We start from the raw sequence: 20638 nt of genomic DNA on the forward strand, positions 1-20638 counted from the left end.
ATGACGAGAAGAACGAATAAGGCACGCCGCGGCTCGATTGAATGCGCTGCCGCTCAGCGGCCCGCGCCCGCGGCGCCGGTTTCACCGGGCTGTGCATACGGCGCGGTGTAAGCGTGTGGATCGATGCGGCGCATTTCCGTCTCGATCCAGCTTTCGACGCGCGCATTGACTTCCTCGGGCGTGAGGCCGGCGGTGTCGATCGGCTTTCCAATCGACACCGTGACTATACCCGCATATTTGATGAAGGAATTGCGCGGCCAGACGTGCCCCGCGTTATGCGCGATCGGCACGACCGGCGCGCCCGTCGCCACCGCGAAGCGCGCGCCGCCGGTCTTGTACTTGCCCTGACTGCCGACGCGCGTGCGCGTGCCCTCAGGAAACATGATCACCCACGCGCCTTCGTCCATGCGCGCGCGGCCCTGACGCGTGACCGACACGAACGCATCGCGGCCCTGCTTGCGATCGATATGGACCATCTTGAGCAGACCGAGCGCCCAGCCGAAGAACGGCACGTAGAGCAACTCGCGCTTGAAGACGTAGCAGAGCGGACGCGGCATCAGCGCGGGAAACGCGAGCGTCTCCCAGGCAGACTGATGCTTCGAGAGCAACACGGCCGGACCATCGGGCAAATTCTCTGCGCCCTGAATCTCGTAGCGAATGCCGATCAGATGCCGCAGCACGACGATGGTCGACTTGCACCAGCCCGCGGCCATCCAGTAGCGCTTGTCGGCGCGCATGAACGGAAACGCAATGAAGCACGCGATCGCGTACGGCACCGTGTACACGATCAAGTAGACCATCAACAACAACGAACGGACGAAGCGCATGGAGTCTCAGTGATACGAACGGCCGGTCAGTCTTGATGCCGCGCGAGGAAATCGAGCGCGAACGCGCGCAGATCCTTGTGAACGGCGGTGCCTTCGGGCAGATTGCCCTCCGCAAGCGTTTTCTGGCCTTTGCCGGTCAGCACGAGATGAACCGGAAAGCCGAGCGTCACGCCCGCCTGAAGATCGCGCAGCGAGTCGCCGACAACAGGCGTGTCCTCCGCGTCGATCTCGAACCGGTCGATGATCTGCTGCAGCATGCCGGGCTTAGGCTTTCTGCAATCGCACTGATCCTCGGCGGTATGCGGGCAGAAGAACACCGCGTCGATACGCCCGCCGACGGCCGCCGCCGCGCGATTCATCTTCTGATGCATTGCGTTGAGCGCGGCCATGTCGAACAGACCGCGCCCGATGCCCGACTGGTTCGATGCGATCGCCACGCGATAGCCCGCCTGATTCAGGCGCGCGATCGCTTCGAGGCTGCCGGGAATGGCGACCCATTCGTCCGGCGACTTGATGAACGCATCGGAATCGACGTTGATCACGCCGTCGCGATCGAGGATGACCAGTTTTCGATTCATGACCATGGGCGGCGTTTATGCAGCGAGCTTGGAAATATCCGCGACGCAGTTCATCTGCTGATGCAGCGCGTTGAGCAGGGCTAAGCGGTTGTTGCGCAGCGCCGGATCTTCGGCGTTCACCATCACGTCGTTGAAGAAGCTGTCGACGCTTTCGCGCAGCGCGGCAAGCGCCGTGAGCGCTTCCGTATAGTTGCGCGCGGCGAGCTGGCTCTGCACGCGCGGGCTCACTTGCTCGATCTGCGCGTACAGATTCTTCTCCGCCGCTTCGACGAGCAGTTCGCGATTCACCGCCGACGGCGCGCCCTGTTCCGACTTCTTCAGGATGTTCGAGATGCGCTTGTTGGCCGCCGCGAGCGCCGCCGCTTCCGGCAGTGCCGCGAATTCGCGCACGGCGTCGAGGCGCGCGACGATGTCGTCGAGGCGCGTCGGGCTCAGGCTCAGCACCGCTTCGATGTCGTTGGCTTCGAAGCCGCGTTCGCGCAACAGGCCGCGCAGGCGGTCCATGAAGAACGCATACACGGCGTCCGTCGAATCCGCGACGTGCGGCACTTGGGCGAACTGGCGCTGCGCGGCCGCGACCAATTCACGCAAATCGATGGCCAGCTTCTTTTCCAGAAGGATACGCAACACGCCCAGCGCATGACGGCGCAGCGCGAACGGATCTTTCTCGCCGGTCGGCGCAAGCCCGATGCCCCAGATGCCGACGATCGTCTCCAGCTTGTCGGCGAGCGCGACCGCGGCGCCGACGCCCGTCGACGGCGTTTCGTCGCCGGAGAAGCGCGGCTGATAGTGCTCCGAGCACGCGAGCGCGACTTCTTCCGGCTCGCCGTCGTGGCGCGCGTAGTAGGTGCCCATCGTGCCTTGCAGTTCGGGGAACTCGCCGACCATATCGGTCAGCAGGTCCGCCTTCGCGAGACGCGCGGCGCGGCGCGTGAGCGCGGCATCGACACCGATCATCGGCGCGATTTCGCCTGCGAGTGCTTCGAGCCGCTCGACGCGTTGCAACGTCGAACCGAGCTTGTTGTGATAGACGACGTTCGCGAGCAGCGGCACGCGATCTTCGAGACGCTTCTTCTTGTCCTGCGTGAAGAAGAACTTCGCATCGGCGAGACGCGGGCGCACGACGCGCTCGTTACCTTCGACGATCTCGCCCGGCGTCTTCGTATCGATATTCGAGACGATCAGGAAACGCGAGCGCAGCCGGCCGTTCTGGTCGGTGAGCGCGAAGTACTTCTGATTGGTTTGCATCGTGAGGATCAGGCATTCCTGCGGCACTTGCAGGAACTCCTCGTCGAAGCGGCATTCGTAGACGACCGGCCATTCGACCAGCGCGTTCACTTCGTCGAGCAGCGCCTCGGGCATCACGACGCGGTCTTCACCCGCGAGCGCGAGCAACTGCGTGCGAATCGATTCGCGGCGATCTTCGAAGCCCGCGACCACACGGCCTTTCGAGCGCAGCGTCTGCGCGTAGTCGTCCGCGTGCGCGATCGCGACAAAGCCTTCCGACATGAAGCGATGGCCGACCGTGGTATCGCCCGAATCGATGCCGAGCGCGCTCACCGGGACCACGTTGCGGCCATGCAGCGCGATCAGGCGCTGAACCGGACGCACGAACTGCACGCTGGTGCCGTCCGGACGCTGATACGTCATGACCTTCGGAATTGGCAGTTTGCCGAGGGTTTCGTCGAGCGCGGCTTGCAGGCCTTCGGCGAGCGTGGCGCCCGGCGCCGCGTAACGCAGGAAGAACGCTTCGGCCTTGCCGTCCTGCGCGCGTTCGAGTTCGGCGAGCGGAAAGTCGGGGAAGCCGAGCGCCGCGAGTTTCTTCGCGAGCGGCGGCGTGGGATTGCCTTCCTTGTCGAGCGCGACCGTGACAGGCAGCACTTTTTCGCGCACCTGTTTTTCCGGCGCGACATCGCGCACGTTCTTGACGAGCACGGCGAGGCGGCGCGGCGTCGCGTATTTTTCGACCTGGGGCGCGCCTTCGATCAGATCGCGCGCGGCCAGGCGCTCCACGATGCCATCGGCGAAAGCGGTGCCCAGGCGCGCGAGCGCCTTGGGCGGCAGTTCTTCGGTCAACAGCTCGACGAGCAGGGAAGCGGTATGGGATTGCGTCATTGTTCTGTCGAGCCTCGTCAAACCTGTTCGTTGTTGCGGGTTTCACCCGGTGGCGCGCTTTCCACGCGCAGCGGCGGCGCCCATGCGGGACGCTGCGCTTCCTGCTCGTCGGTGATGAGGTCGCGATCGCCCCTGACCGGATTGCCGAGCATCGGGAAGCCGAGTGCTTCGCGCGACTCGTAGTAAGTCTGCGCGACGAGACGCGACAACGCCCGAATGCGCCCGATATACGCCGCGCGCTCCGTCACGGAAATGGCGCCGCGCGCATCGAGCAGATTGAACGTGTGGCCGGCCTTCAGCACGAGTTCGTACGCGGGCAGCGCGAGCTTCGCGTCGATCATCTTCTTCGCTTCTTCTTCGTAGCTCTTGAAGAACGTGAAGAGGAGATCGACGTTCGCGTGTTCGAAGTTGTACGTGGACTGCTCGACTTCGTTCTGGTGATACACGTCGCCGTAGGTCAGACGACGCAGCACGCGGCCGTCGGGACCGTCTTCTTCCCACTCGGTCCAGACGAGGTCGTACACGTTCTCGACCTTCTGCAGGTACATGGCGAGACGTTCGAGACCGTAGGTGATTTCGCCCAGCACCGGCTTGCAGTCGATGCCGCCCGCTTGCTGGAAATAAGTGAACTGCGTCACTTCCATGCCGTTCAGCCACACTTCCCAGCCGAGGCCCCACGCGCCGAGCGTCGGGTTCTCCCAGTCGTCCTCGACGAAGCGCACGTCGTTCTGCTTCAGGTCGAAGCCGAGCGCTTCGAGCGAGCCGAGATACAGATCGAGGATGTCTTCGGGTGCGGGCTTGAGCACCACCTGATACTGATAGTAGTGCTGCAGACGGTTCGGGTTCTCGCCGTAACGGCCGTCCTTCGGGCGGCGCGACGGTTGAACGTAGGCGGCGCGCCACGGCTCCGGGCCGATTGCGCGCAGAAACGTGTGGACGTGCGAGGTGCCTGCGCCGACTTCCATGTCGATCGGCTGGAGCAGTGCACAGCCCTTATCGTTCCAGTAGGACTGCAGCGTCAGAATGATTTGCTGGAAAGTGAGCATGATTGCCTTGTGCGGGGCGCGGCCATCGTCGTGACGACGCGACTCCGAGAGTCGGCCAAAGTGCTGAAACATTGAATTTTAGCCGAATGCACCGCCGATGCGGCTTTTTGGCCTACGCGAGCCCGCGAGCGCGGGCATGACGCGTGTTCGTGAAACGCAGCCGCGCATCGTGCCGCGGCCGCGTTTCAAGCGGCGTTCAGCGCGTACCCGAACGTTTCCGGTTCGGCGCGAACGCAAACCCGAACGCCAGCAGAATGAGCGACACCGCGATCACCGTCATGTTGCCGCTCGTCACATACGGCGTGCTGCCGGAGGTGCCTTGCACGTGCGCTTCGAGCACGCCGGTGGTGAAGGTCGGCAGCTTCGACACGACGTCGCCATTCGCCGCGATTACCGCCGTCATGCCGGTGTTGGTCGAGCGCAGCATCGGGCGGCCGGTTTCGATGGAGCGCATGCGCGCGATCTGAAGATGCTGATCGAGCGCGATCGTGTTGCCGAACCACGCGAGATTCGTCGAGTTGACGAGAATGCCGGCGGGCGTTTCCTGCTCGCGGATCGTGCGCGCGATCTCTTCGCCGAAGATGTCCTCGTAACAGATATCGACGGCAACCGGCTGGTTATGCACGAGAAACGCCTTCTGCACGAGCGGGCCGCGCGCGAGGTCGCCGAGCGGAATGCCCATCATGCGCACGAACCAGTGAAAGCCGAGCGGCACGAATTCGCCGAAGGGCACGAGATGATGCTTGTCGTAGCGGTACACGCCGTTCACATGCGGCGTGACGCCGAAGAGGCTGTTGGTGTAATCGGTCGCGCGGCCGTCGGGGAGAATCGTGACGCCGATCGCGCCGAACAGGATCGACGAGTTCGTGTCGTCGGCGAAACGGCGGATGGCCACGGCGAAGTCTTGCGGAATCTGCACCGACAACACGGGCAACGCGGTTTCCGGCGTGACGATCAGATCGGCCGGCTTCTCGGTGATGAGCCGCTTGTAGAGCGCGAGCGATTCATCGACGCCCGCCTGCTCGAACTTCATCTCCTGCTTCACGTTGCCCTGAAGCAGCCGCACGCTCAGCGGTGCGTTGGCGGGCGTGGTCCATTGCACGAGCGACAACAGCATGCCCGCGACGATCAGCGCGAGCGCCGTCGCCGCCGGAATCAGCGCCCGCGCGCCGCGTTGCGCGCGCCGCCACTGATACAGCGCCTGCACGATCAATGCGACGACGAGCGCCAGAACCCACGCGACGCCATAAACGCCCGCGATCGGGCCGAAACCCTTGAGCGGCCCGTCGACTTGCGCGTAGCCGCTCGCGAGCCAAGGAAAGCCGGTGAACACGAGGCCGCGCAGCCATTCGCCGAGCGCCCAGGCGCTTGCGAAGGCGAACGCGCCGTGCCACGTCGGTGCATGGCGGGGCGAGGCGTCGATGTCGCGCGCGGTGGCTGAGTCTTCGTCGCCGAAACGCGCGCGTCCTGCGACGAGCGACCACACCGCGCTCGACAGCGCCGGATACACGGCGAGATAGAGCGAAAACAGCGCGACGGCGGCCGCGGCGAGCGGCGCCGCCATGCCGCCATAAACGTGCATGCTGACGTACAGCCACCACACGCCGGTCGCGAAGTTGCCGAAACCGAATGCCCAGCCGGTCGCGGCGGCGCTGCGCCAGCCGCTGGTGCGCGAGAGCCACGCGAAGAACAACGCGAAGATCACGAGTTCGAGCCATCCGCCGTGCGGCGTCGGCGCGAAAGACAGCGTGTTCGCGGCACCGAGCACGGCGGCCACGAGGTAATGCCAGAACGGCAACGCGCGCGGCGCCTCGAGCGTTTCCGGGGCATCGGACGCATTAGACGACTGGCGGCGGCGGGAAAGAATGCGAAACGATGAATCGGCCATTGATGACGGTCGAGATGAAACGGAAGACGGGGAAGGAGGATGACGGGCGCCGTCGGCGAACGGCGCCCGCGAGGCGCTTAGTCGCGCAGTTCGTCTTCGTCGTCGCTTGTGTGGTGATGTTGTTGCTGCGCGAGATTCGGCACGCGCCGCACGAGGAGGACGTGGATCTGACGGGCGTCCCCGCGCTGGATCTCGAACACGAAGTCGTCGATGCGCACCTTCTCGCCTCGATGCGGCACGCGCCCGAAGCGATGCGTGACGAGGCCGCCGATGGTGTCGACTTCCTCGTCGGAGAAATCGGCGCCGAGCGCTTCGTTGAACTGCTCGATGCCGGTGAGCGCGCGCACGCGATACTTGCCGTCGGGCGTCGCGATGATGTTGCCGGCTTCCTCGTCGAAGTCGTATTCGTCCTCGATGTCGCCGACAATCTGCTCCAGCACGTCCTCGATCGTGATGAGGCCGGCGACGCCGCCGTATTCATCGACGACGATCGCAATGTGATTGCGATTCACACGAAAGTCGTGCAGCAGCACGTTCAGACGCTTCGATTCGGGGATGAAGACGGCGGGGCGCAGCATGCCGCGTACGTCGAATTCCTCTTCGGCGTAATAGCGCAACAGGTCTTTCGCGAGCAGCACGCCGATCACGTTGTCGCGATTGCCCTCGAAGACCGGATAGCGCGAGTGCGCCTTTTCGAGCACGAACGGGATGAATTCGGCGGGCGTTTCCGCGATATTGATGGCGTCCATCTGCGCGCGCGGCACCATGATGTCGCGCGCGCAGAGGTCTGAGACCTGGAAGACGCCTTCGATCATCGAGAGCGAATCGGCGTCGAGCAGGTTGCGCTCGTGCGCGTCCTGAAGCACTTCGAGAAGTTCGTCGCGCGATTCGGGCTCGTGTGAGATGAAATCGGTCAGGCGTTCGAGAAGCGAGCGCTTTTCCTGCGGTTTGTCGGTATGGCGTCGACTGGGATAGGGTTCGTTCATAGCGGAGCGCCCGGGAGTTCCCGGGCGCAGGTTAGCGGAAAGTTAAGCATACACCAAGGCAAAACGCGGGCTGCGTGGTGCGGCGCGCGTGAAATGAGCCATGCTAGCCGATAAATATGCGAAAAGTATGTCCAGCCGCGCTCGTTAGCCGAACGGACGATGCCTGCCGCAAACGTCATACGGAAATCGCGACGGTGCACGTCACGTCCCGCTCTGCGCCTGACATCGTCTGAGCAGCGCTTCCAGCGCACGATCCGGCATGCCGCTTTCGCGCAGCGCCTCGACGGTGCGGCTGACATAGTCGAGCGTCGTGCCGTAGCGTCCGCTCGCGCAGCCGAGCACCGCGCGCACGACCGGATCGGCAAGCTTGCCCGTGTACGACGCCGCCTCGCGGCGCATGACGAACGCCAGCGCCTCGACGCGCCGTCCGTCGGCGAGCAGGCACGGCAGCCACGCGGGCCGGTAGGAGCCCATCGGCATTTCGCGTCGCCACAGCACTTCGAGATGCTCGGTCGCATCGGCGCCCGCGAGCCGGAACGCCATGCCGGTGCACGAGCCACCGCGATCGAGCGCCAGCACGAGGCCCGGCTGCTCGGGCGTGCCGCGATTCACACGCGACCACAAATACAGCCCGCGATGATAGCCGTGCACCTTGCCGCGCACGGCTTCGAGCGTCGGCAGTCCGGGATTCCAGATCAGCGAGCCGTAACCGAACAGCCACAAATCCGACTTCCGGTCCCAGTCGACGAGCATGGCCTCGCGCGACGCGGCGAGTTCGTCGTCGGACAGAAGCGCCGATTCGCGCAGCGCCGGCGGATAGTCCGGGCAGGGCGCGGGCGCCGGTTCGGCGTGGGGCGGGGCGGATTGTGGAGAATCGGGCGTCTTGTCGTTCACGGCGCGTTCGGGACATCGGGCCGGCATCGGACCGGTTTCAGGTCAAAGGCACTTAGCTCAACGGCACATAAGGATCGGAAAATCCCAGAGACTGCATGATATCCGTCTCGATCGATTCCATCTCTTGCGCCTCGCTTTCGACTTCGTGGTCGTAGCCCTGCGCATGCAGCGTGCCGTGAACGATCAGATGCGCGTAATGTGCGGCCAGCGGCTTGCCCTGTTCGGCTGCCTCGCGCTCGACGACCGGACAGCACAGAATCAGATCGCCCGTGACGGGATCGTCCTCCGATTCCGCGTAGGCAAAGGTCAGCACGTTGGTCGCGTAGTCCTTCTGCCGATACGTCCGGTTGAGCAACCGGCCTTCTTCTTCGTCGACGAAGCGCACGGTCAGCTCGGCGTCCGCGAACAGCGACGCCTTGATCCAGCGCACGACGGTCGCACGCGGCAAGATCACCTTGTGCGACGGAAACGCTTTCGCCGCGGGAAACTGGAGCGTGAGGGTGAGACGCGGCGTCATTCGGACTTGGGCGCTTGCTGCGATTGTTGCTGTGCCGCACGCGCGGCCTCGGCGAGCGCGGCGTCCTTTTGCGATTGCGCGTCATAAGCCTCGACGATGCGCGCGACGAGCGGATGCCGCACCACGTCCGCCGACGTGAAATGCGTGATCGCGATGCCGCGCACTTCCGACAGCACGTGCTGCGCTTCGATCAGCCCGCTCTTGTGGCCGCGCGGCAGGTCGACCTGCGTGGTGTCGCCGGTGACGACCGCTTTCGAGCCGAAACCGATGCGCGTGAGGAACATCTTCATCTGCTCGGGCGTGGTGTTCTGCGCTTCGTCGAGAATGATGAACGCGTGGTTCAGCGTGCGGCCGCGCATATAGGCGAGCGGCGCGATTTCGATCATCTGGCGCTCGAACATCTTCGCGGTTTTATCGAAGCCGAGCAGATCGTAGAGCGCGTCGTACAGCGGCCGCAGATACGGATCGACCTTCTGCGCGAGATCGCCCGGCAGGAAGCCGAGCCGCTCGCCCGCTTCCACAGCCGGCCGCGTCAGCACGATGCGTTTCACCTGATCGCGCTCCAGCGCATCGACCGCGCACGCGACCGCGAGGTAGGTCTTGCCCGTGCCCGCCGGCCCGATGCCGAAGGTCACGTCGTGCGACAGGATCTGCTTCAGATATTCGCGCTGTGCGGGCGTGCGTCCGCGCAGGTCGGCGCGGCGCGTGTACAGCTTCGGACCGTGATCTTCGTCTTCGCCGAGATCGATGGTTGCGCTCGGCTCGTCGAACGGATGATCCGGATCGCCGCGAAAGCGCGGATCGGCCTCGTCACCGTTCGCTTCGCGGGCGTCTTTCGCGCGTCGCGTCGCATGGCGTGCTTCGACGAGCGCGAGCTGGATGTCATCGACGGAAATCGGATCGCGCGCGCGGTTGTAGAAGTTTTCGAGCGCCGCGAGCGCGACTTTCGCGCCACGGCCGCGAATCGAAATCTTGTGGCCGCGCCGCGACAGCGTCACGTCGAGCGCCTGCTCGATCTGCCGCAGGTTTTCGTCGAGCGGGCCGCAGAGGTTGGCGAGCCGCGCGTTGTCCTCGCGCGGAGCGGTGAATTCCAGATGCTGCGTGGGAGCGTTCTTCAAGGTGAACTTGAGTTCCTGTCTTTAATGCGCCAACTCGGGCGCCATCACCAACTCGCCGCGCAGCGAGTGCGGATAGGCATGGATGATCTTCACGTCGATCATCTGGCCGATCAGCCGCGCGTGCGATTCCACGGGCGCCGGAAAATTCACGACGCGGTTATTCTGCGTGCGCCCGGCGAGTTCGTTCGGATCTTTGCGCGCCGGACGCTCGACCAGAATGCGTTCGATCTTGCCGACCATCGACGCGCTGATGCGCTGCACGTTTTCTTCGATCGTCGCCTGCAAGTGTTGCAGACGCTTCAGCTTGACTTCGCGCGGCGTGTCGTCGTGCAGATTCGCGGCGGGCGTGCCGGGACGCGGGCTGTAGATAAACGAGAAGCTCGTGTCGTAGCTCATCTCGTCGACGAGCGTCATCATCTTGTTGAAATCGTCCTCGGTCTCGCCGGGGAAGCCGACGATGAAGTCCGTCGACAGCGACAAATCCGGGCGGATCGCGCGCAGGCGGCGGATCACCGACTTGTATTCGAGCACGGTGTAGCCGCGCTTCATCGCCATCAGAATGCGATCCGAGCCGTGCTGCACAGGAAGATGCAGATGCGAGACGAGCTTCGGCACCTTCGCGTAAGTGTCGATCAGGCGCTGCGTGAATTCCTTCGGATGCGAGGTCGTGTAGCGAATGCGCTCGATGCCCGGCACTTCCGCGACGTATTCGATGAGCGTCGCAAAATCCGCGATTTCAGACGAACCCAGGGTCAACGCGCCCCGATACGCATTCACGTTCTGGCCGAGCAGCGTGACTTCGCGCACCCCCTGATCGGCCAAGCCGGCGATTTCGGTGAGGACGTCATCGAGCGGGCGCGACACTTCCTCGCCGCGCGTGTAGGGCACGACGCAATAGCTGCAGTACTTGCTGCAGCCTTCCATGATCGACACGAACGCGCTCGGGCCGTCCACGCGCGCGGGCGGCAGATGATCGAACTTTTCGATTTCCGGAAACGTGATGTCGACCTGCGCGCGGCCGGTGGCGCGGCGCTGATCGATCATCGCGGGCAAGCGATGCAGCGTCTGCGGACCGAAGACGAGATCGACATACGGCGCGCGCGCCACGATCGACGCGCCTTCCTGGCTCGCGACGCAGCCGCCGACACCGATCAGCAGATTGGGGTTCGCTTCCTTGAGTTCGCGCACGCGGCCGAGATCGGAGAACACTTTCTCCTGGGCCTTTTCGCGCACCGAGCACGTGTTGAACAGAATGACGTCCGCGTCTTCGGGCGTGTCCGTCTTGACGAGTCCTTCCGCTGCGCCGAGCACGTCGACCATTTTGTCGGAGTCGTACTCGTTCATCTGGCAGCCGAAGGTCTTTACATATACTTTTTTGGTCATGAATCGTCGCCGGTCACAGTGGTTGATCTGGGGGCGCTGGTAAGAGATTGACGAGGACTTCGCGAGCTTCTGCACCGATCGCTTCTACGCCGGTCTGCCCGCTTTTGCTGCGCTTTTACTGCGCTGTTTATCGCGCTTTTTACCGTAATTAAGCCCGATATTATAGCGCCGACGACCATTCCTCACGCGCCCGTCGCCGCTCGGGCGGGTAGGCGAGGTCGCCGAGCAGCTCGGCCGTGGTTTTTTCGAAACGCGCGACGAGAAAATCCAGCAGGACGCGCACGCGCGGCGCCATGTAGCGGTTCGCGTGAAAGAGCGCATGAACCGCCGCCTCGTGCGTGCACCAGTCGGGCAGCACCATGCGCAGCGTGCCCGCGCGGACGTCGGCGGCGATATCCCAGATCGATTTATGCGCGATGCCGTGGCCCGCGAGCGCCCATGCGCGCGCCATCGCGCCGTCGTTGCTTTCCCAGGAATCGGCGAGCGGCATCGTGTAGTTGTAGCGCTCGTCGCCGCGCACGAAGTTCAGTTCGTTCAGCGGGCCGGCCGCCGTGACCAGCACGACGAAATCGTGTCCGACGAGTTCGGCAGGCGTCGTCGGCACGCCTTTACGCGCCAGATAATCCGGCGACGCGCACAGCACGCGGCGGTTCGGCGCGAGCGCGCGGGCCGCGAGACCGCTGTCGGGCGGCGCGCCGAAGCGAATCGCGAGATCGATTTCTTCCTGCAGGAGATTCGACACCGAATCCGACAGCGTCAGCGCAAAACTCACGTCCGGATGTTGCGCGCTGAAGTCGTCGAGCCATTGGCGCAAGAGCGATCGCCCGAAATCCGATGTCGCCGAAATGCGCACCTTGCCGCGCACGACGTTCTGCCCGGCCTGCAGCGCGGCTTCGGCGTCGTCGATCGCCTGCAGCGCGACGCGGCAGTGCTGCAGATACAGGCGGCCTTCGTCCGTGACGCGCAACTGGCGCGTCGTGCGCTCGAAAAGCCGCGCGCGCAGCGCCTTTTCCAGCTTGATGAGACGCGCACTCGCCGCCGCCGGCGACAGTCCGAGCTTGCGTCCCGCCGCCGACAGGCTTCCCGCCGCGGCGGCCTCCACGAAGAGGCGCATATCGCCGAGCCGATCCATCGACATTTTCAATTCCAGTTTGAGAATGATTCAAAGACTAGCCCAATTCTCAAAACTTCGCCGCGCTCGCACAATCCCGGTCAATCGCAGCAATTCGTTTGCGGTACACGGAGCGTTCAAGCCATGCAACTCGACCACGTCACGATCGTCGCGCCCGACTGCGACGCGCTCATGCGCTTTTTCGTCGATATCGCCGGGATGCGGGTCGGGCCGCGGCCGCCGTTCGGCGTCGGCGGTTACTGGCTGTATCTCGGCGCGCGTCCGGCGGTGCATCTGATCGCGTCGGGCGGCGGCGCTACCGCTACGGCGGAGCGGCCGAATGCGACGCGCATCGATCATCTCGCGCTGCGCATCGACGATGCCGCCGAGTGGCACGCATTGCTCGAACGCCTCGACTGCCACGCCTACGCCTATCAGCTCGCCGAAGTCCCGCTCGCGCGCGAGCGTCAGCTCTTCGTGCGGCTGGGCGCGGGCGTGGTCGTGGTCGTCGAGTTCGTGACCGCTCAAATCTGATCTGGACCGACTGGAGTCATCATGCCTCTTCCGCTTCTCGCGCTGGCCATCAGCGCTTTCGCCATCGGCACGACGGAGTTCGTCATCATGGGCCTTCTGCCCAACGTCGCGCACGATCTGGCCGTGTCGATTCCGTCGGCGGGCCTGCTCGTCACCGGTTATGCGCTGGGCGTCGCGGTCGGCGCGCCGCTGCTTGCCGTGCTGACCGCCCGGCTGCCGCGCAAGCTCGCGTTGCAATTGCTGATGCTCGTGTTCATCGTCGGCAACGTGCTGTGCGCGGTCGCGCCGAGTTACGGCCTCTTGATGATCGCGCGCGTCGTGACGTCGTTCGCGCATGGTTCGTTCTTCGGCATCGGCGCGGTGGTGGCCGCGTCGCTCGTGCCCGCCGAAAAGCGCGCGAGCGCCATCGCGCTGATGTTCACCGGCCTCACGCTCGCGAACGTGCTGGGCGTGCCGTTCGGAACCTTCATCGGTCAGGAACTGGGCTGGCGCGCGACGTTCTGGATCGTGGCGGGCTTAGGCGTGCTGTCCGCGCTGGGCGTCACGGCGCTCGTGCCGAATCGTCACGATGTCGCGCCGAGCAATCTCGGCCGCGAAGTGCGCGTGCTGCGCGACCCGCAAGTCTGGCTCGCGCTCACGATGACCGTGCTCGGTTTCGGCGGCGTGTTCATCGTGTTCACGTATATCGCGCCGATTCTGGAACAAGTCGGCGGCTTCTCGCCGCGCGCCGTCACGCTGGTTCTGGTGCTGTTCGGCGTGGGCCTGACGATCGGCAACACGATCGGCGGCAGGCTCGCCGACCGCGCGCTGATGCGTTCGCTGATGGGCATTCTGTTCGCGCTCGCTGTCGTGATGGCGATTTTCGCGAAGACGAGCCACAGCCAGATCGGCGCGATCGTCACGATTTTCGTGTGGGGCATCGCGGCATTCGCGACGGTGCCGCCGTTGCAGACGCGCGTCGTCGAGAAGGCGAAGGACGCGCCGAATCTGGCTTCGACGCTCAATATCGGCGCGTTCAACGTGGGCAACGCGGGCGGTGCGTGGCTCGGCGGCGCGGTGCTCACGCACGGCCACGGACTCGATGCGCTGCCGTGGGCCGCCGCCGTGGTCGCGCTCGCCGCGCTTGCCGTGACGTGGTTCGCGGCGCGCCTCGATACGCCGCGCGCGCCCGCCAAGATAAAAGCAGACGTAAAAGCGGCCGACGCCTGCTGAACGCTTATCATGTTGGCTCAACGTAATTCGAGCCAACATGATCGACCATCTCATCTGCGATTGCGACGGTGTGCTCGTCGACAGCGAAATCATCGCGGATCGCGTGATGCTGGACGTCCTGACCGAGACGTTTCCCGGCATCGACTTCAAACCGGCCGTTAAGACGGCTTTCGGGCAGCAAACTTCGCGGTTCCTTGCGAATCTGCAGACGAAATACGGCATCGCGATGCCGCCGAATTTCGTCGATACGATCGAGGCGCGCGTCGCGGTGGAACTCGCGCGCTCGCTCGGACCGATTGCCGGTGTGCGGGCCGCACTCGAACGCTGCGGCTTGCCGGTCGCGGTGGTCTCGAACAGCCGGATGGAGCGCGTGCGCGCCTCCGTTCGGCGCGCCGGGCTCGACGAAATTGTCGGGCCCCGCGTGTTCAGCGCGCAGCAGGTCGAGCGGCCGAAGCCTTATCCGGATGTCTATCTGCTTGCTGCGCGCACGCTCGATGTCGCGCCCGAACGATGCCTCGTCGTGGAGGACAGCGTCGCCGGGCTGACGGCGGCGCGCGCGGCGGGCATGAAGACCATTGCGTTCGTCGGCGCGAGCCATATTCCTTCCGGCTATGCGCAGGTGCTCCGCGAAACCGGCATCACGCGGATCATGGAGCACATGGACGAACTGCCCGCACTCGTCGCCGCCGGCGTGCGCGGGGATTTCGGCGACGTGCTGTCCTGATGGGCTGCTCTTAGGCTGCTATTTCCATCGATTCGCGCGCGGCTGCGAGCGCCGCGCGGAATTCCACCAGTTCGGCGATGGTCAGCATCGGCAGGCCGTGGTCGCGGGCGAAGCGCTCGACTTGCGCGCCGCGCGTCATCGTGCCGTCGGCGTTCATCAGTTCGCACAACACGCCCGCGGGCTTGAGGCCGGCGAGGATCGCCAGATCGACGGTGCCTTCGGTATGGCCGCGCCGCGCGAGCACGCCGCCGGGCATCGCCCGCAGCGGAAAGACATGGCCCGGCCGGACGATATCGCCCGGCTGCGCATGATCGGCGATCGCCGCGCGGATCGTCGTCACGCGATCAGCCGCCGAGACGCCTGTCGTCACGCCTTCGCGCGCTTCGATCGACACCGTGAAGGCCGTGCCGTAGCGGCTGCCGTTGGCGGCGGCCATCGGCGGCAATTCGAGGGCGCGCACCTTTTCGTCGGGCAGGCACAGGCACACGATGCCGCTGCATTCGCGGATCAAAAGCGCCATCGTGGCGTCGGTAAGCTTTTCGGCGGCGACGATGAGATCGGCTTCGTTCTCGCGATCGTCGTCATCCTGCAGAACGACCGGGCGGCCTTCGCGCATGGCGTCGAGCGCAGCGGCGATGCGCGGCGGAATGTCGAACGAGGCGAGTTGCGGGAGATCGGCAGAAGCGTCGTCTGCGATGACGGACGGCGCGGCGAAAGACAGGCTGCCGTTGACTGGATTGCTGCTGCTGTGAGTCTGGGACATGTGAAACGCTCTCGCGAAAAAATGGGCGAAAAACGTTTCAGGGCATTGCAAACAGACAGAACGACACCCTGCGGCGACGCTGCTGCGTCGGCCGGTCCGGCGCGCGACGCGCCGCCAGGGAAAACGGACATGACTATCTGCACATCTTCTCTCATCCGGACTATGACCGTCGGCTCTGGCGTCTCACCAGATCTGCTGACCCCGCGCATGATGCTCGCACGGGCGCTCGCGGGCTCGTGGTTCGGCCGTGAAGCCTTGCCACATACCGCCGGTGGGGAATTACACCCCGCCCTGAAGACGTACTGAATGCTGCCAAGCCGAACGGCCGGCAGCTTTTTTAGGATACCGCACGCGCGCGTTTTTTGCACTGCCGCATCACGGCGCGCTGCGTTGCTGAAGCCGTCGCGCGCCGCGTCTGCTAGCTGTCGGCCCATGCTTTCGCCGCATTGATCGCGCGCCGCCAGCCGCCGAGACACGACTCGATTTCCGCCGCGGGCAGCGACGGCGTAAAGCGGCGCTCCAGTTGCCACTGCGCCTTGAGTTCGTCGATGTCTTTCCAATAGCCGACCGCCAGCCCCGCGAGATATGCCGCGCCGAGCGCCGTGGTTTCCGCGATGCGCGGGCGCGCGACATCGACGCCGAGAATGTCGGCCTGAAACTGCATCAGGAGATCGTTCGCGCACGCGCCGCCGTCGACCCGCAACTCGGCGATGCGCATGCCCGAGTCGGCTTCCATGGCCTTCAGCACGTCGACGGACTGATACGCGATGGAGTCGAGCGCCGCGCGCGCGATATGGGCCGAGGTCGTGCCGCGCGTCACGCCGAACAACGTGCCGCGTGCCCGGGCGTTCCAGTGCGGCGCGCCGAGACCGGCGAACGCGGGAACGAGATAGACGCCGTCGCTGTGCGGCACGCCGCGCGCGAGCGTCTCGATTTCGCCGGCGTGGCGGATCAGGCCGAGGCCGTCGCGCAGCCATTGCACGACCGCGCCCGCGATAAAGATGCTGCCTTCGAGTGCGTAGTCGACCCGGTCGCCGATCTGCCAGGCGATGGTCGTCACGAGGTTGTTGCGCGATTCGATCGGCTTCGCGCCCGTGTTCATTACGAGGAAGCAGCCGGTGCCGTAAGTGTTCTTGACCATGCCGGAGTCCGTGCACATCTGTCCGAACAGTGCGGCATGCTGGTCGCCGGCAAGCGATGCGATAGGCAGATCGGCGGCGAACACCGTGCCCTGTGTTTTCCCGTACACCTCCGACGATGACCGCACCTCCGGCAGCATGCTGCGCGGAATATCGAGTGCGTCGAGCAGTTCATCGTCCCAGCGTCGTTCGTGGATGTTGAAGAGCATCGTGCGCGACGCGTTGGTGATATCGGTGATGTGCATGCCGCCTCGCGTGAAATTCCATACGAGCCAGCTGTCCACGGTGCCGAAGGCGAGGCGGCCCTGACGGGCCTTGTCGCGCGCGCCCTCGACGTTATCCAGAATCCAGCGGATTTTGGTGGCGGAGAAATACGCGTCGATGGGCAATCCGGTTTTCGCGCGCACCATCGCTTCGAGGCCGCGGGCCTTGAGTTCGTCGCAGAAGCTTGCCATGCGGCGGTCCTGCCAGACGATGGCGTTGTACACCGGCTTGCCGGTTTCGCGGTCCCAGACGATCGTGGTTTCGCGCTGATTCGTGATGCCGATCGCGGCGATCGACGAAGCATTCGCGCCCGCTCGCGTAACGGCCTCTGCCGCGACGCCAGCCTGCGTCGACCAGATTTCCTGCGGATCGTGCTCGACCCAGCCGGCTTCGGGATAAATCTGCCGGAATTCCTTCTGTGCCACGGACACGATGTTGCCGCCGCGGTCGAACAAGATCGCGCGCGAGCTGGTGGTGCCCTGATCGAGCGCGAGAATGTACTGATCCTGCATGGTGCCTCCGGGTTGGCGCGGGAGCGATGTCCGTTGATGTCGCTTGCAATCTATCGGAGTGAGAGCACGCGTACAACTCGGCCAAACGGCATAGGCCGCGCGACATTTCGCGCTTTAGGTGCGGGCGGCCTACACGCGGCCTATGCCATCCGGCCGAGTGGCGCGCCGCCGCCGATGGGCCGATACTGGCTGCACGAAACCGATCGAAGGGTGATGCGATGCGAACGTTGTTTGTTTCCGGCGCGCTAGCTGCGGCGCTGCTTGCCGGATGCGTGGGAACGCCGAGCCTGCAGGGCACGATGGGCGCGCCATCGTTCACGGCACTGCAGGAGATGTGCGGCACGCCGGCGGTCGACTATGGCGCGGACGCGCAATCCGTCTATTCGGCGTTCTTCGATGCCTACGTGGCCGAGCGTCGCGGCGGCGTGTCGAAGGAGCGCTTCTGCGCGTTTCAGGCGGCGATTGCGGAGCGGCATCGCGCCTTGCAGGCGAACCCGGGGCCCGAGTCACAAAGCGCGTGGGCGAATTTCTTTTTGGATCAGCGCGCTCAGGCCTTGAGCTGGCGTTCTGCAGTCGACCCGACGCTGCGCGCCGGATAAAGACGTTTCGAAGAAGTGGAGGGTAGTGCTGAGCCGGACGCGGCCGCTGGCCGCGCCCTGAGTCCTGTCGCAACTGCTACGAGTAGCGCTTGAAAGCCTTGACGGTGGAATCGCCGGTGGCGGTGAGGCGCCATTGCTGACGTCCCGATGCGAGATTTTCGAGTTGAACGAGCTGGCGTTCGAGCAGGGCGTCGAGCTCTTCGCGTTCCATGTCGACTTGATTGGGTGCTTCCTGAACCAGTAGCAGCGTGGCAAATTCGTGCGGACTCAGCATTGTGTTCTCCATGACGACCGAACGGCATAAGCAGCCGGCTTTGTAAGCCGGATCTTTTTGCTTCGAAACGTTGTACGGGGAAACCGAAAAAATCGCCGGGCAGACGCCTGAGTTTTTGTACTGCGAATGCCGGGAATTGGGATTGTAGGCAAGTGTCTGACGAGTGCCAAATTCGCCAAGAAAATTTTGCCTTTGACTTTTCTCGTGAGCGGAGGCGGTCCGCTTTCAGCGCAAGTTCGAAGAATCCACTTGAAGTTCCTGCGGCAGCGCACACAGACATAAGCCTTCGCCGGCTCGCGCGCCGCCCGGTCAACGCTGGCTTTCAATTCATGCGTCAGATTCATTAATTCATTAGATAAATGAATTTGTTTAGAGTTAAGCGGACAATGCAATATCGTTCTTTTGTCCGGCCGTCTCCCGCAGTCACAGGACGGTCCGGCCCGCTGGTATTTCGGATTTCATTCAATGACTCGCTTCAACTGGCAAAACCCCTATCCCACGCCGCGTCTGCCGGTGTTCGCCCGCAATATCGTTTCCACGTCGCATCCGCTTGCCGCGCAAGCCGGCCTGCGCATGTTGTGGAAGGGCGGCAATGCCGTCGATGCCGCCATCGCCGCGGCAGCGGCCATTACCGTGGTCGAGCCGGTATCGTGCGGCCTGGGCGGCGACGCTTTCGCGCTCGTCTGGGACGGCCAGAAGCTGCACGGGCTGAACGCGTCGGGTGTTTCGCCGGCGGCGTGGAACGTCGACTATTTCCGCAGCAAATATGGTGAGGAGAACGGCCTCGCGCGCCAGCCCAAGCGCGGCTGGGACGCGGTGACGGTGCCGGGCGTCATCGCCGGATGGGAAGCGCTGCACACGAAGTTTGGCTCGCTGCCGTTCGCCGATCTGATGGAGCCCGCCATCGAGATCGCCGAGCGCGGCCATGCGGTCGCGAGCATCGTCGCTTACAAGTGGGCTGCGGCCGTGCCCGAACTCAAGGATCAGCCAGGCTTCGCGGACGTCTTCATGCCGCGCGGACGTGCGCCTGAAGTGAGCGAACTCGTGCGCTTTCCCGGCCACGCAAAGACGCTGCGTTTGCTCGCGCAACAGGGTCCGCGCGCCTTTTACGAAGGGGAACTCGCCGAGCGCATCACCGCGTTCGCGCGCGAAGGCGGCGCTGCGCTGACGATGAACGATCTGCGCAACTATCGCGCGGATTGGGTCGAGCCGATCAGCAAAGATTATCGCGGGCACACGGTGCACGAAATTCCGCCGAACGGGCAAGGCATCGCGGCGCTGATCGCGCTCGGCATCCTCGATAAATTCGATGTCGGCTCGCTCAGCGTCGATCGCATCGAGTCGCAGCATCTGCAGATCGAGGCCATGAAGCTCGCGTTTGCCGACGTCTACCGCTATGTCGCCGATCCGCGTTCGATGGACGTGACGCCCGAGCAGATGCTCGACGACGCCTATCTGAGCGAACGCGCGAAGCTCATCGACCCGAAGAAGGCCACGCACTTCGACTTCGGCATGCCGAAGGCGGGCGGCACCATCTACATGTCGGTGGCGGACGAGCGCGGCATGATGGTGAGCTTCATCCAGTCGAACTACATGGGTTTCGGCTCGGGCGTGGTCGTGCCGGACAGCGGCATCTCGCTGCAGAACCGCGGTTGCGGCTTTTCGATGGACCCGAAATCGGCGAACGTCGTCGAGGGCGGCAAGCGGCCGTTCCATACCATCATTCCGGCGTTCCTCACGCAGGAAGTGGATGGCCGCCGCGAAGCCGTCATGAGCTTCGGCGTGATGGGCGGCGACATGCAGCCGCAAGGCCATCTGCAATCCATCGTGCGCATGCTCGACTACGGCCAGCAGCCGCAGGCGGCATGCGACGCGCCGCGCTGGAAGGTCAATCGCGACTTCACGATCGACATCGAAGCCACACTCGATGCGCATACCGCGCGCGCGCTCGAAGGAATGGGTCACACGATCAAGTCCGTCGACGATCCTTATATGGACTTCGGCTCGGGCCAGTACATCTGGAAGCTCGATCGAAACGATCCCGAACGCGGTTATGTCGCGGCAAGCGACAGCCGGCGCGACGGACTCGCCGCCGGGTTCTGACCTGTTCGCCGGAGACCGCGTCCACGGGCGCGGTCTCCGCTCACCCGATCA

19 protein-coding genes and 1 riboswitch are annotated in these 20638 nt (G+C 64.5%); of the genes, 5 read left to right on the plus strand and 14 right to left on the minus strand.

Annotated features, from left to right (window positions below):
* Positions 1–53 precede the first annotated feature (53 nt).
* From BRPE64_RS01965 to BRPE64_RS02015, 11 genes are all read right to left on the minus strand, one after another.
* Positions 54–827: a lysophospholipid acyltransferase family protein gene (locus BRPE64_RS01965; RefSeq protein WP_016344333.1), complete on the minus strand. Its 774-nt coding sequence runs from the start codon at positions 825–827 to the stop codon at positions 54–56.
* Between the two features lie 26 nt (positions 828–853).
* Positions 854–1411, minus strand: a complete 558-nt coding sequence (gene gmhB / locus BRPE64_RS01970; protein WP_016344334.1) for a D-glycero-beta-D-manno-heptose 1,7-bisphosphate 7-phosphatase — start codon at positions 1409–1411, stop codon at positions 854–856.
* 9 nt (positions 1412–1420) lie between these two features.
* Positions 1421–3520: a glycine--tRNA ligase subunit beta gene (gene glyS / locus BRPE64_RS01975; protein WP_016344335.1), complete on the minus strand. Its 2100-nt coding sequence runs from the start codon at positions 3518–3520 to the stop codon at positions 1421–1423.
* A gap of 17 nt (positions 3521–3537) precedes the next feature.
* On the minus strand, positions 3538–4566 hold the full coding sequence (glyQ, locus tag BRPE64_RS01980) for a glycine--tRNA ligase subunit alpha (protein ID WP_084675751.1): 1029 nt from the start codon (positions 4564–4566) through the stop codon (positions 3538–3540).
* A gap of 196 nt (positions 4567–4762) precedes the next feature.
* Positions 4763–6454, minus strand: coding sequence for an apolipoprotein N-acyltransferase (lnt, locus tag BRPE64_RS01985; RefSeq protein WP_016344337.1), 1692 nt, complete (start codon positions 6452–6454; stop codon positions 4763–4765).
* Positions 6455–6531: 77 nt separating this feature from the next.
* Positions 6532–7440, minus strand: coding sequence for an HlyC/CorC family transporter (locus tag BRPE64_RS01990; protein WP_016344338.1), 909 nt, complete (start codon positions 7438–7440; stop codon positions 6532–6534).
* A gap of 201 nt (positions 7441–7641) precedes the next feature.
* Positions 7642–8334: a gamma-glutamylcyclotransferase gene (locus tag BRPE64_RS01995; RefSeq protein ID WP_016344339.1), complete on the minus strand. Its 693-nt coding sequence runs from the start codon at positions 8332–8334 to the stop codon at positions 7642–7644.
* A 52-nt stretch (positions 8335–8386) separates the two neighbouring features.
* On the minus strand, positions 8387–8851 hold the full coding sequence (gene ybeY / locus BRPE64_RS02000) for an rRNA maturation RNase YbeY (RefSeq protein ID WP_016344340.1): 465 nt from the start codon (positions 8849–8851) through the stop codon (positions 8387–8389).
* The gene (locus BRPE64_RS02005; protein ID WP_016344341.1) at positions 8848–9969 is read right to left on the minus strand and encodes a PhoH family protein; all 1122 of its coding nucleotides are present in this window, start codon (positions 9967–9969) and stop codon (positions 8848–8850) included. Before BRPE64_RS02005 ends, ybeY begins: the two co-directional genes overlap by 4 nt.
* Positions 9970–9990: 21 nt before the next feature.
* A complete protein-coding gene (gene miaB / locus BRPE64_RS02010) occupies positions 9991–11352 on the minus strand; it encodes a tRNA (N6-isopentenyl adenosine(37)-C2)-methylthiotransferase MiaB (protein WP_016344342.1) in 1362 nt (453 codons plus the stop codon).
* Between the two features lie 160 nt (positions 11353–11512).
* Positions 11513–12484: a LysR family transcriptional regulator gene (locus tag BRPE64_RS02015; RefSeq protein WP_044041886.1), complete on the minus strand. Its 972-nt coding sequence runs from the start codon at positions 12482–12484 to the stop codon at positions 11513–11515.
* Positions 12485–12607: 123 nt separating this feature from the next.
* Here BRPE64_RS02015 and BRPE64_RS02020 point away from each other — a divergent pair, with 123 nt between their 5' ends.
* From BRPE64_RS02020 to BRPE64_RS02030, 3 genes are read left to right on the plus strand one after another with little or no spacing between them, the layout of a single operon-like run.
* Entirely contained in the window at positions 12608–12997 is a 390-nt protein-coding gene (locus BRPE64_RS02020; protein WP_016344344.1) for a VOC family protein, read from the plus strand.
* A gap of 21 nt (positions 12998–13018) precedes the next feature.
* A complete protein-coding gene (locus BRPE64_RS02025; RefSeq protein ID WP_016344345.1) occupies positions 13019–14209 on the plus strand; it encodes an MFS transporter in 1191 nt (396 codons plus the stop codon).
* 37 nt (positions 14210–14246) lie between these two features.
* Complete coding sequence (locus tag BRPE64_RS02030) at positions 14247–14933, plus strand: HAD family hydrolase (RefSeq protein ID WP_016344346.1); 687 nt, start codon at positions 14247–14249, stop codon at positions 14931–14933.
* A 10-nt stretch (positions 14934–14943) separates the two neighbouring features.
* On the opposite strand, the gene ribB is transcribed toward BRPE64_RS02030, so the two are convergent.
* Positions 14944–15696 carry a 3,4-dihydroxy-2-butanone-4-phosphate synthase gene (gene ribB, locus BRPE64_RS02035; RefSeq protein WP_016344347.1) on the minus strand — a complete coding sequence of 251 codons (753 nt, stop codon included), beginning with the start codon at positions 15694–15696 and terminating at the stop codon, positions 14944–14946.
* 139 nt (positions 15697–15835) lie between these two features.
* Positions 15836–15999: riboswitch (FMN riboswitch) on the minus strand.
* Between the two features lie 115 nt (positions 16000–16114).
* Complete coding sequence (gene glpK / locus BRPE64_RS02040; RefSeq protein WP_016344349.1) at positions 16115–17611, minus strand: glycerol kinase GlpK; 1497 nt, start codon at positions 17609–17611, stop codon at positions 16115–16117.
* A 218-nt stretch (positions 17612–17829) separates the two neighbouring features.
* On the opposite strand from glpK, the gene BRPE64_RS02045 reads away from it, so the two are divergent.
* Positions 17830–18210: a hypothetical protein gene (locus tag BRPE64_RS02045; RefSeq protein WP_044041125.1), complete on the plus strand. Its 381-nt coding sequence runs from the start codon at positions 17830–17832 to the stop codon at positions 18208–18210.
* Positions 18211–18286: 76 nt separating this feature from the next.
* Here BRPE64_RS02045 and BRPE64_RS02050 read toward each other — a convergent pair whose 3' ends face one another.
* Positions 18287–18484: a hypothetical protein gene (locus tag BRPE64_RS02050; protein ID WP_008351420.1), complete on the minus strand. Its 198-nt coding sequence runs from the start codon at positions 18482–18484 to the stop codon at positions 18287–18289.
* Positions 18485–18949: 465 nt separating this feature from the next.
* Here BRPE64_RS02050 and ggt point away from each other — a divergent pair, with 465 nt between their 5' ends.
* Entirely contained in the window at positions 18950–20587 is a 1638-nt protein-coding gene (gene ggt / locus BRPE64_RS02055; RefSeq protein ID WP_016344351.1) for a gamma-glutamyltransferase, read from the plus strand.
* Positions 20588–20638: the final 51 nt, after the last annotated feature.

Origin of the sequence: Caballeronia insecticola (assembly GCF_000402035.1) — a bacterium.
GTDB classification, from domain to species: Bacteria; Pseudomonadota; Gammaproteobacteria; order Burkholderiales; family Burkholderiaceae; genus Caballeronia; species Caballeronia insecticola.

Excerpts from the sequence above, each read along its gene's own strand:
- BRPE64_RS01965 (WP_016344333.1), bottom strand. The coding sequence starts at position 827 with ATGCGCTTCGTCCGTTCGTTGTTGTTGATGGTCTACTTGATCGTGTAC.
- gmhB (WP_016344334.1), bottom strand. The coding sequence starts at position 1,411 with ATGGTCATGAATCGAAAACTGGTCATCCTCGATCGCGACGGCGTGATC.
- glyS (WP_016344335.1), bottom strand. The coding sequence starts at position 3,520 with ATGACGCAATCCCATACCGCTTCCCTGCTCGTCGAGCTGTTGACCGAA.
- glyQ (WP_084675751.1), bottom strand. The coding sequence starts at position 4,566 with ATGCTCACTTTCCAGCAAATCATTCTGACGCTGCAGTCCTACTGGAAC.
- lnt (WP_016344337.1), bottom strand. The coding sequence starts at position 6,454 with ATGGCCGATTCATCGTTTCGCATTCTTTCCCGCCGCCGCCAGTCGTCT.
- BRPE64_RS01990 (WP_016344338.1), bottom strand. The coding sequence starts at position 7,440 with ATGAACGAACCCTATCCCAGTCGACGCCATACCGACAAACCGCAGGAA.
- ybeY (WP_016344340.1), bottom strand. The coding sequence starts at position 8,851 with ATGACGCCGCGTCTCACCCTCACGCTCCAGTTTCCCGCGGCGAAAGCG.
- miaB (WP_016344342.1), bottom strand. The coding sequence starts at position 11,352 with ATGACCAAAAAAGTATATGTAAAGACCTTCGGCTGCCAGATGAACGAG.
- BRPE64_RS02015 (WP_044041886.1), bottom strand. The coding sequence starts at position 12,484 with ATGGATCGGCTCGGCGATATGCGCCTCTTCGTGGAGGCCGCCGCGGCG.
- BRPE64_RS02020 (WP_016344344.1), top strand. The coding sequence starts at position 12,608 with ATGCAACTCGACCACGTCACGATCGTCGCGCCCGACTGCGACGCGCTC.
- BRPE64_RS02025 (WP_016344345.1), top strand. The coding sequence starts at position 13,019 with ATGCCTCTTCCGCTTCTCGCGCTGGCCATCAGCGCTTTCGCCATCGGC.
- BRPE64_RS02030 (WP_016344346.1), top strand. The coding sequence starts at position 14,247 with ATGATCGACCATCTCATCTGCGATTGCGACGGTGTGCTCGTCGACAGC.
- ribB (WP_016344347.1), bottom strand. The coding sequence starts at position 15,696 with ATGTCCCAGACTCACAGCAGCAGCAATCCAGTCAACGGCAGCCTGTCT.
- glpK (WP_016344349.1), bottom strand. The coding sequence starts at position 17,611 with ATGCAGGATCAGTACATTCTCGCGCTCGATCAGGGCACCACCAGCTCG.
- BRPE64_RS02045 (WP_044041125.1), top strand. The coding sequence starts at position 17,830 with ATGCGAACGTTGTTTGTTTCCGGCGCGCTAGCTGCGGCGCTGCTTGCC.
- BRPE64_RS02050 (WP_008351420.1), bottom strand. The coding sequence starts at position 18,484 with ATGCTGAGTCCGCACGAATTTGCCACGCTGCTACTGGTTCAGGAAGCA.
- ggt (WP_016344351.1), top strand. The coding sequence starts at position 18,950 with ATGACTCGCTTCAACTGGCAAAACCCCTATCCCACGCCGCGTCTGCCG.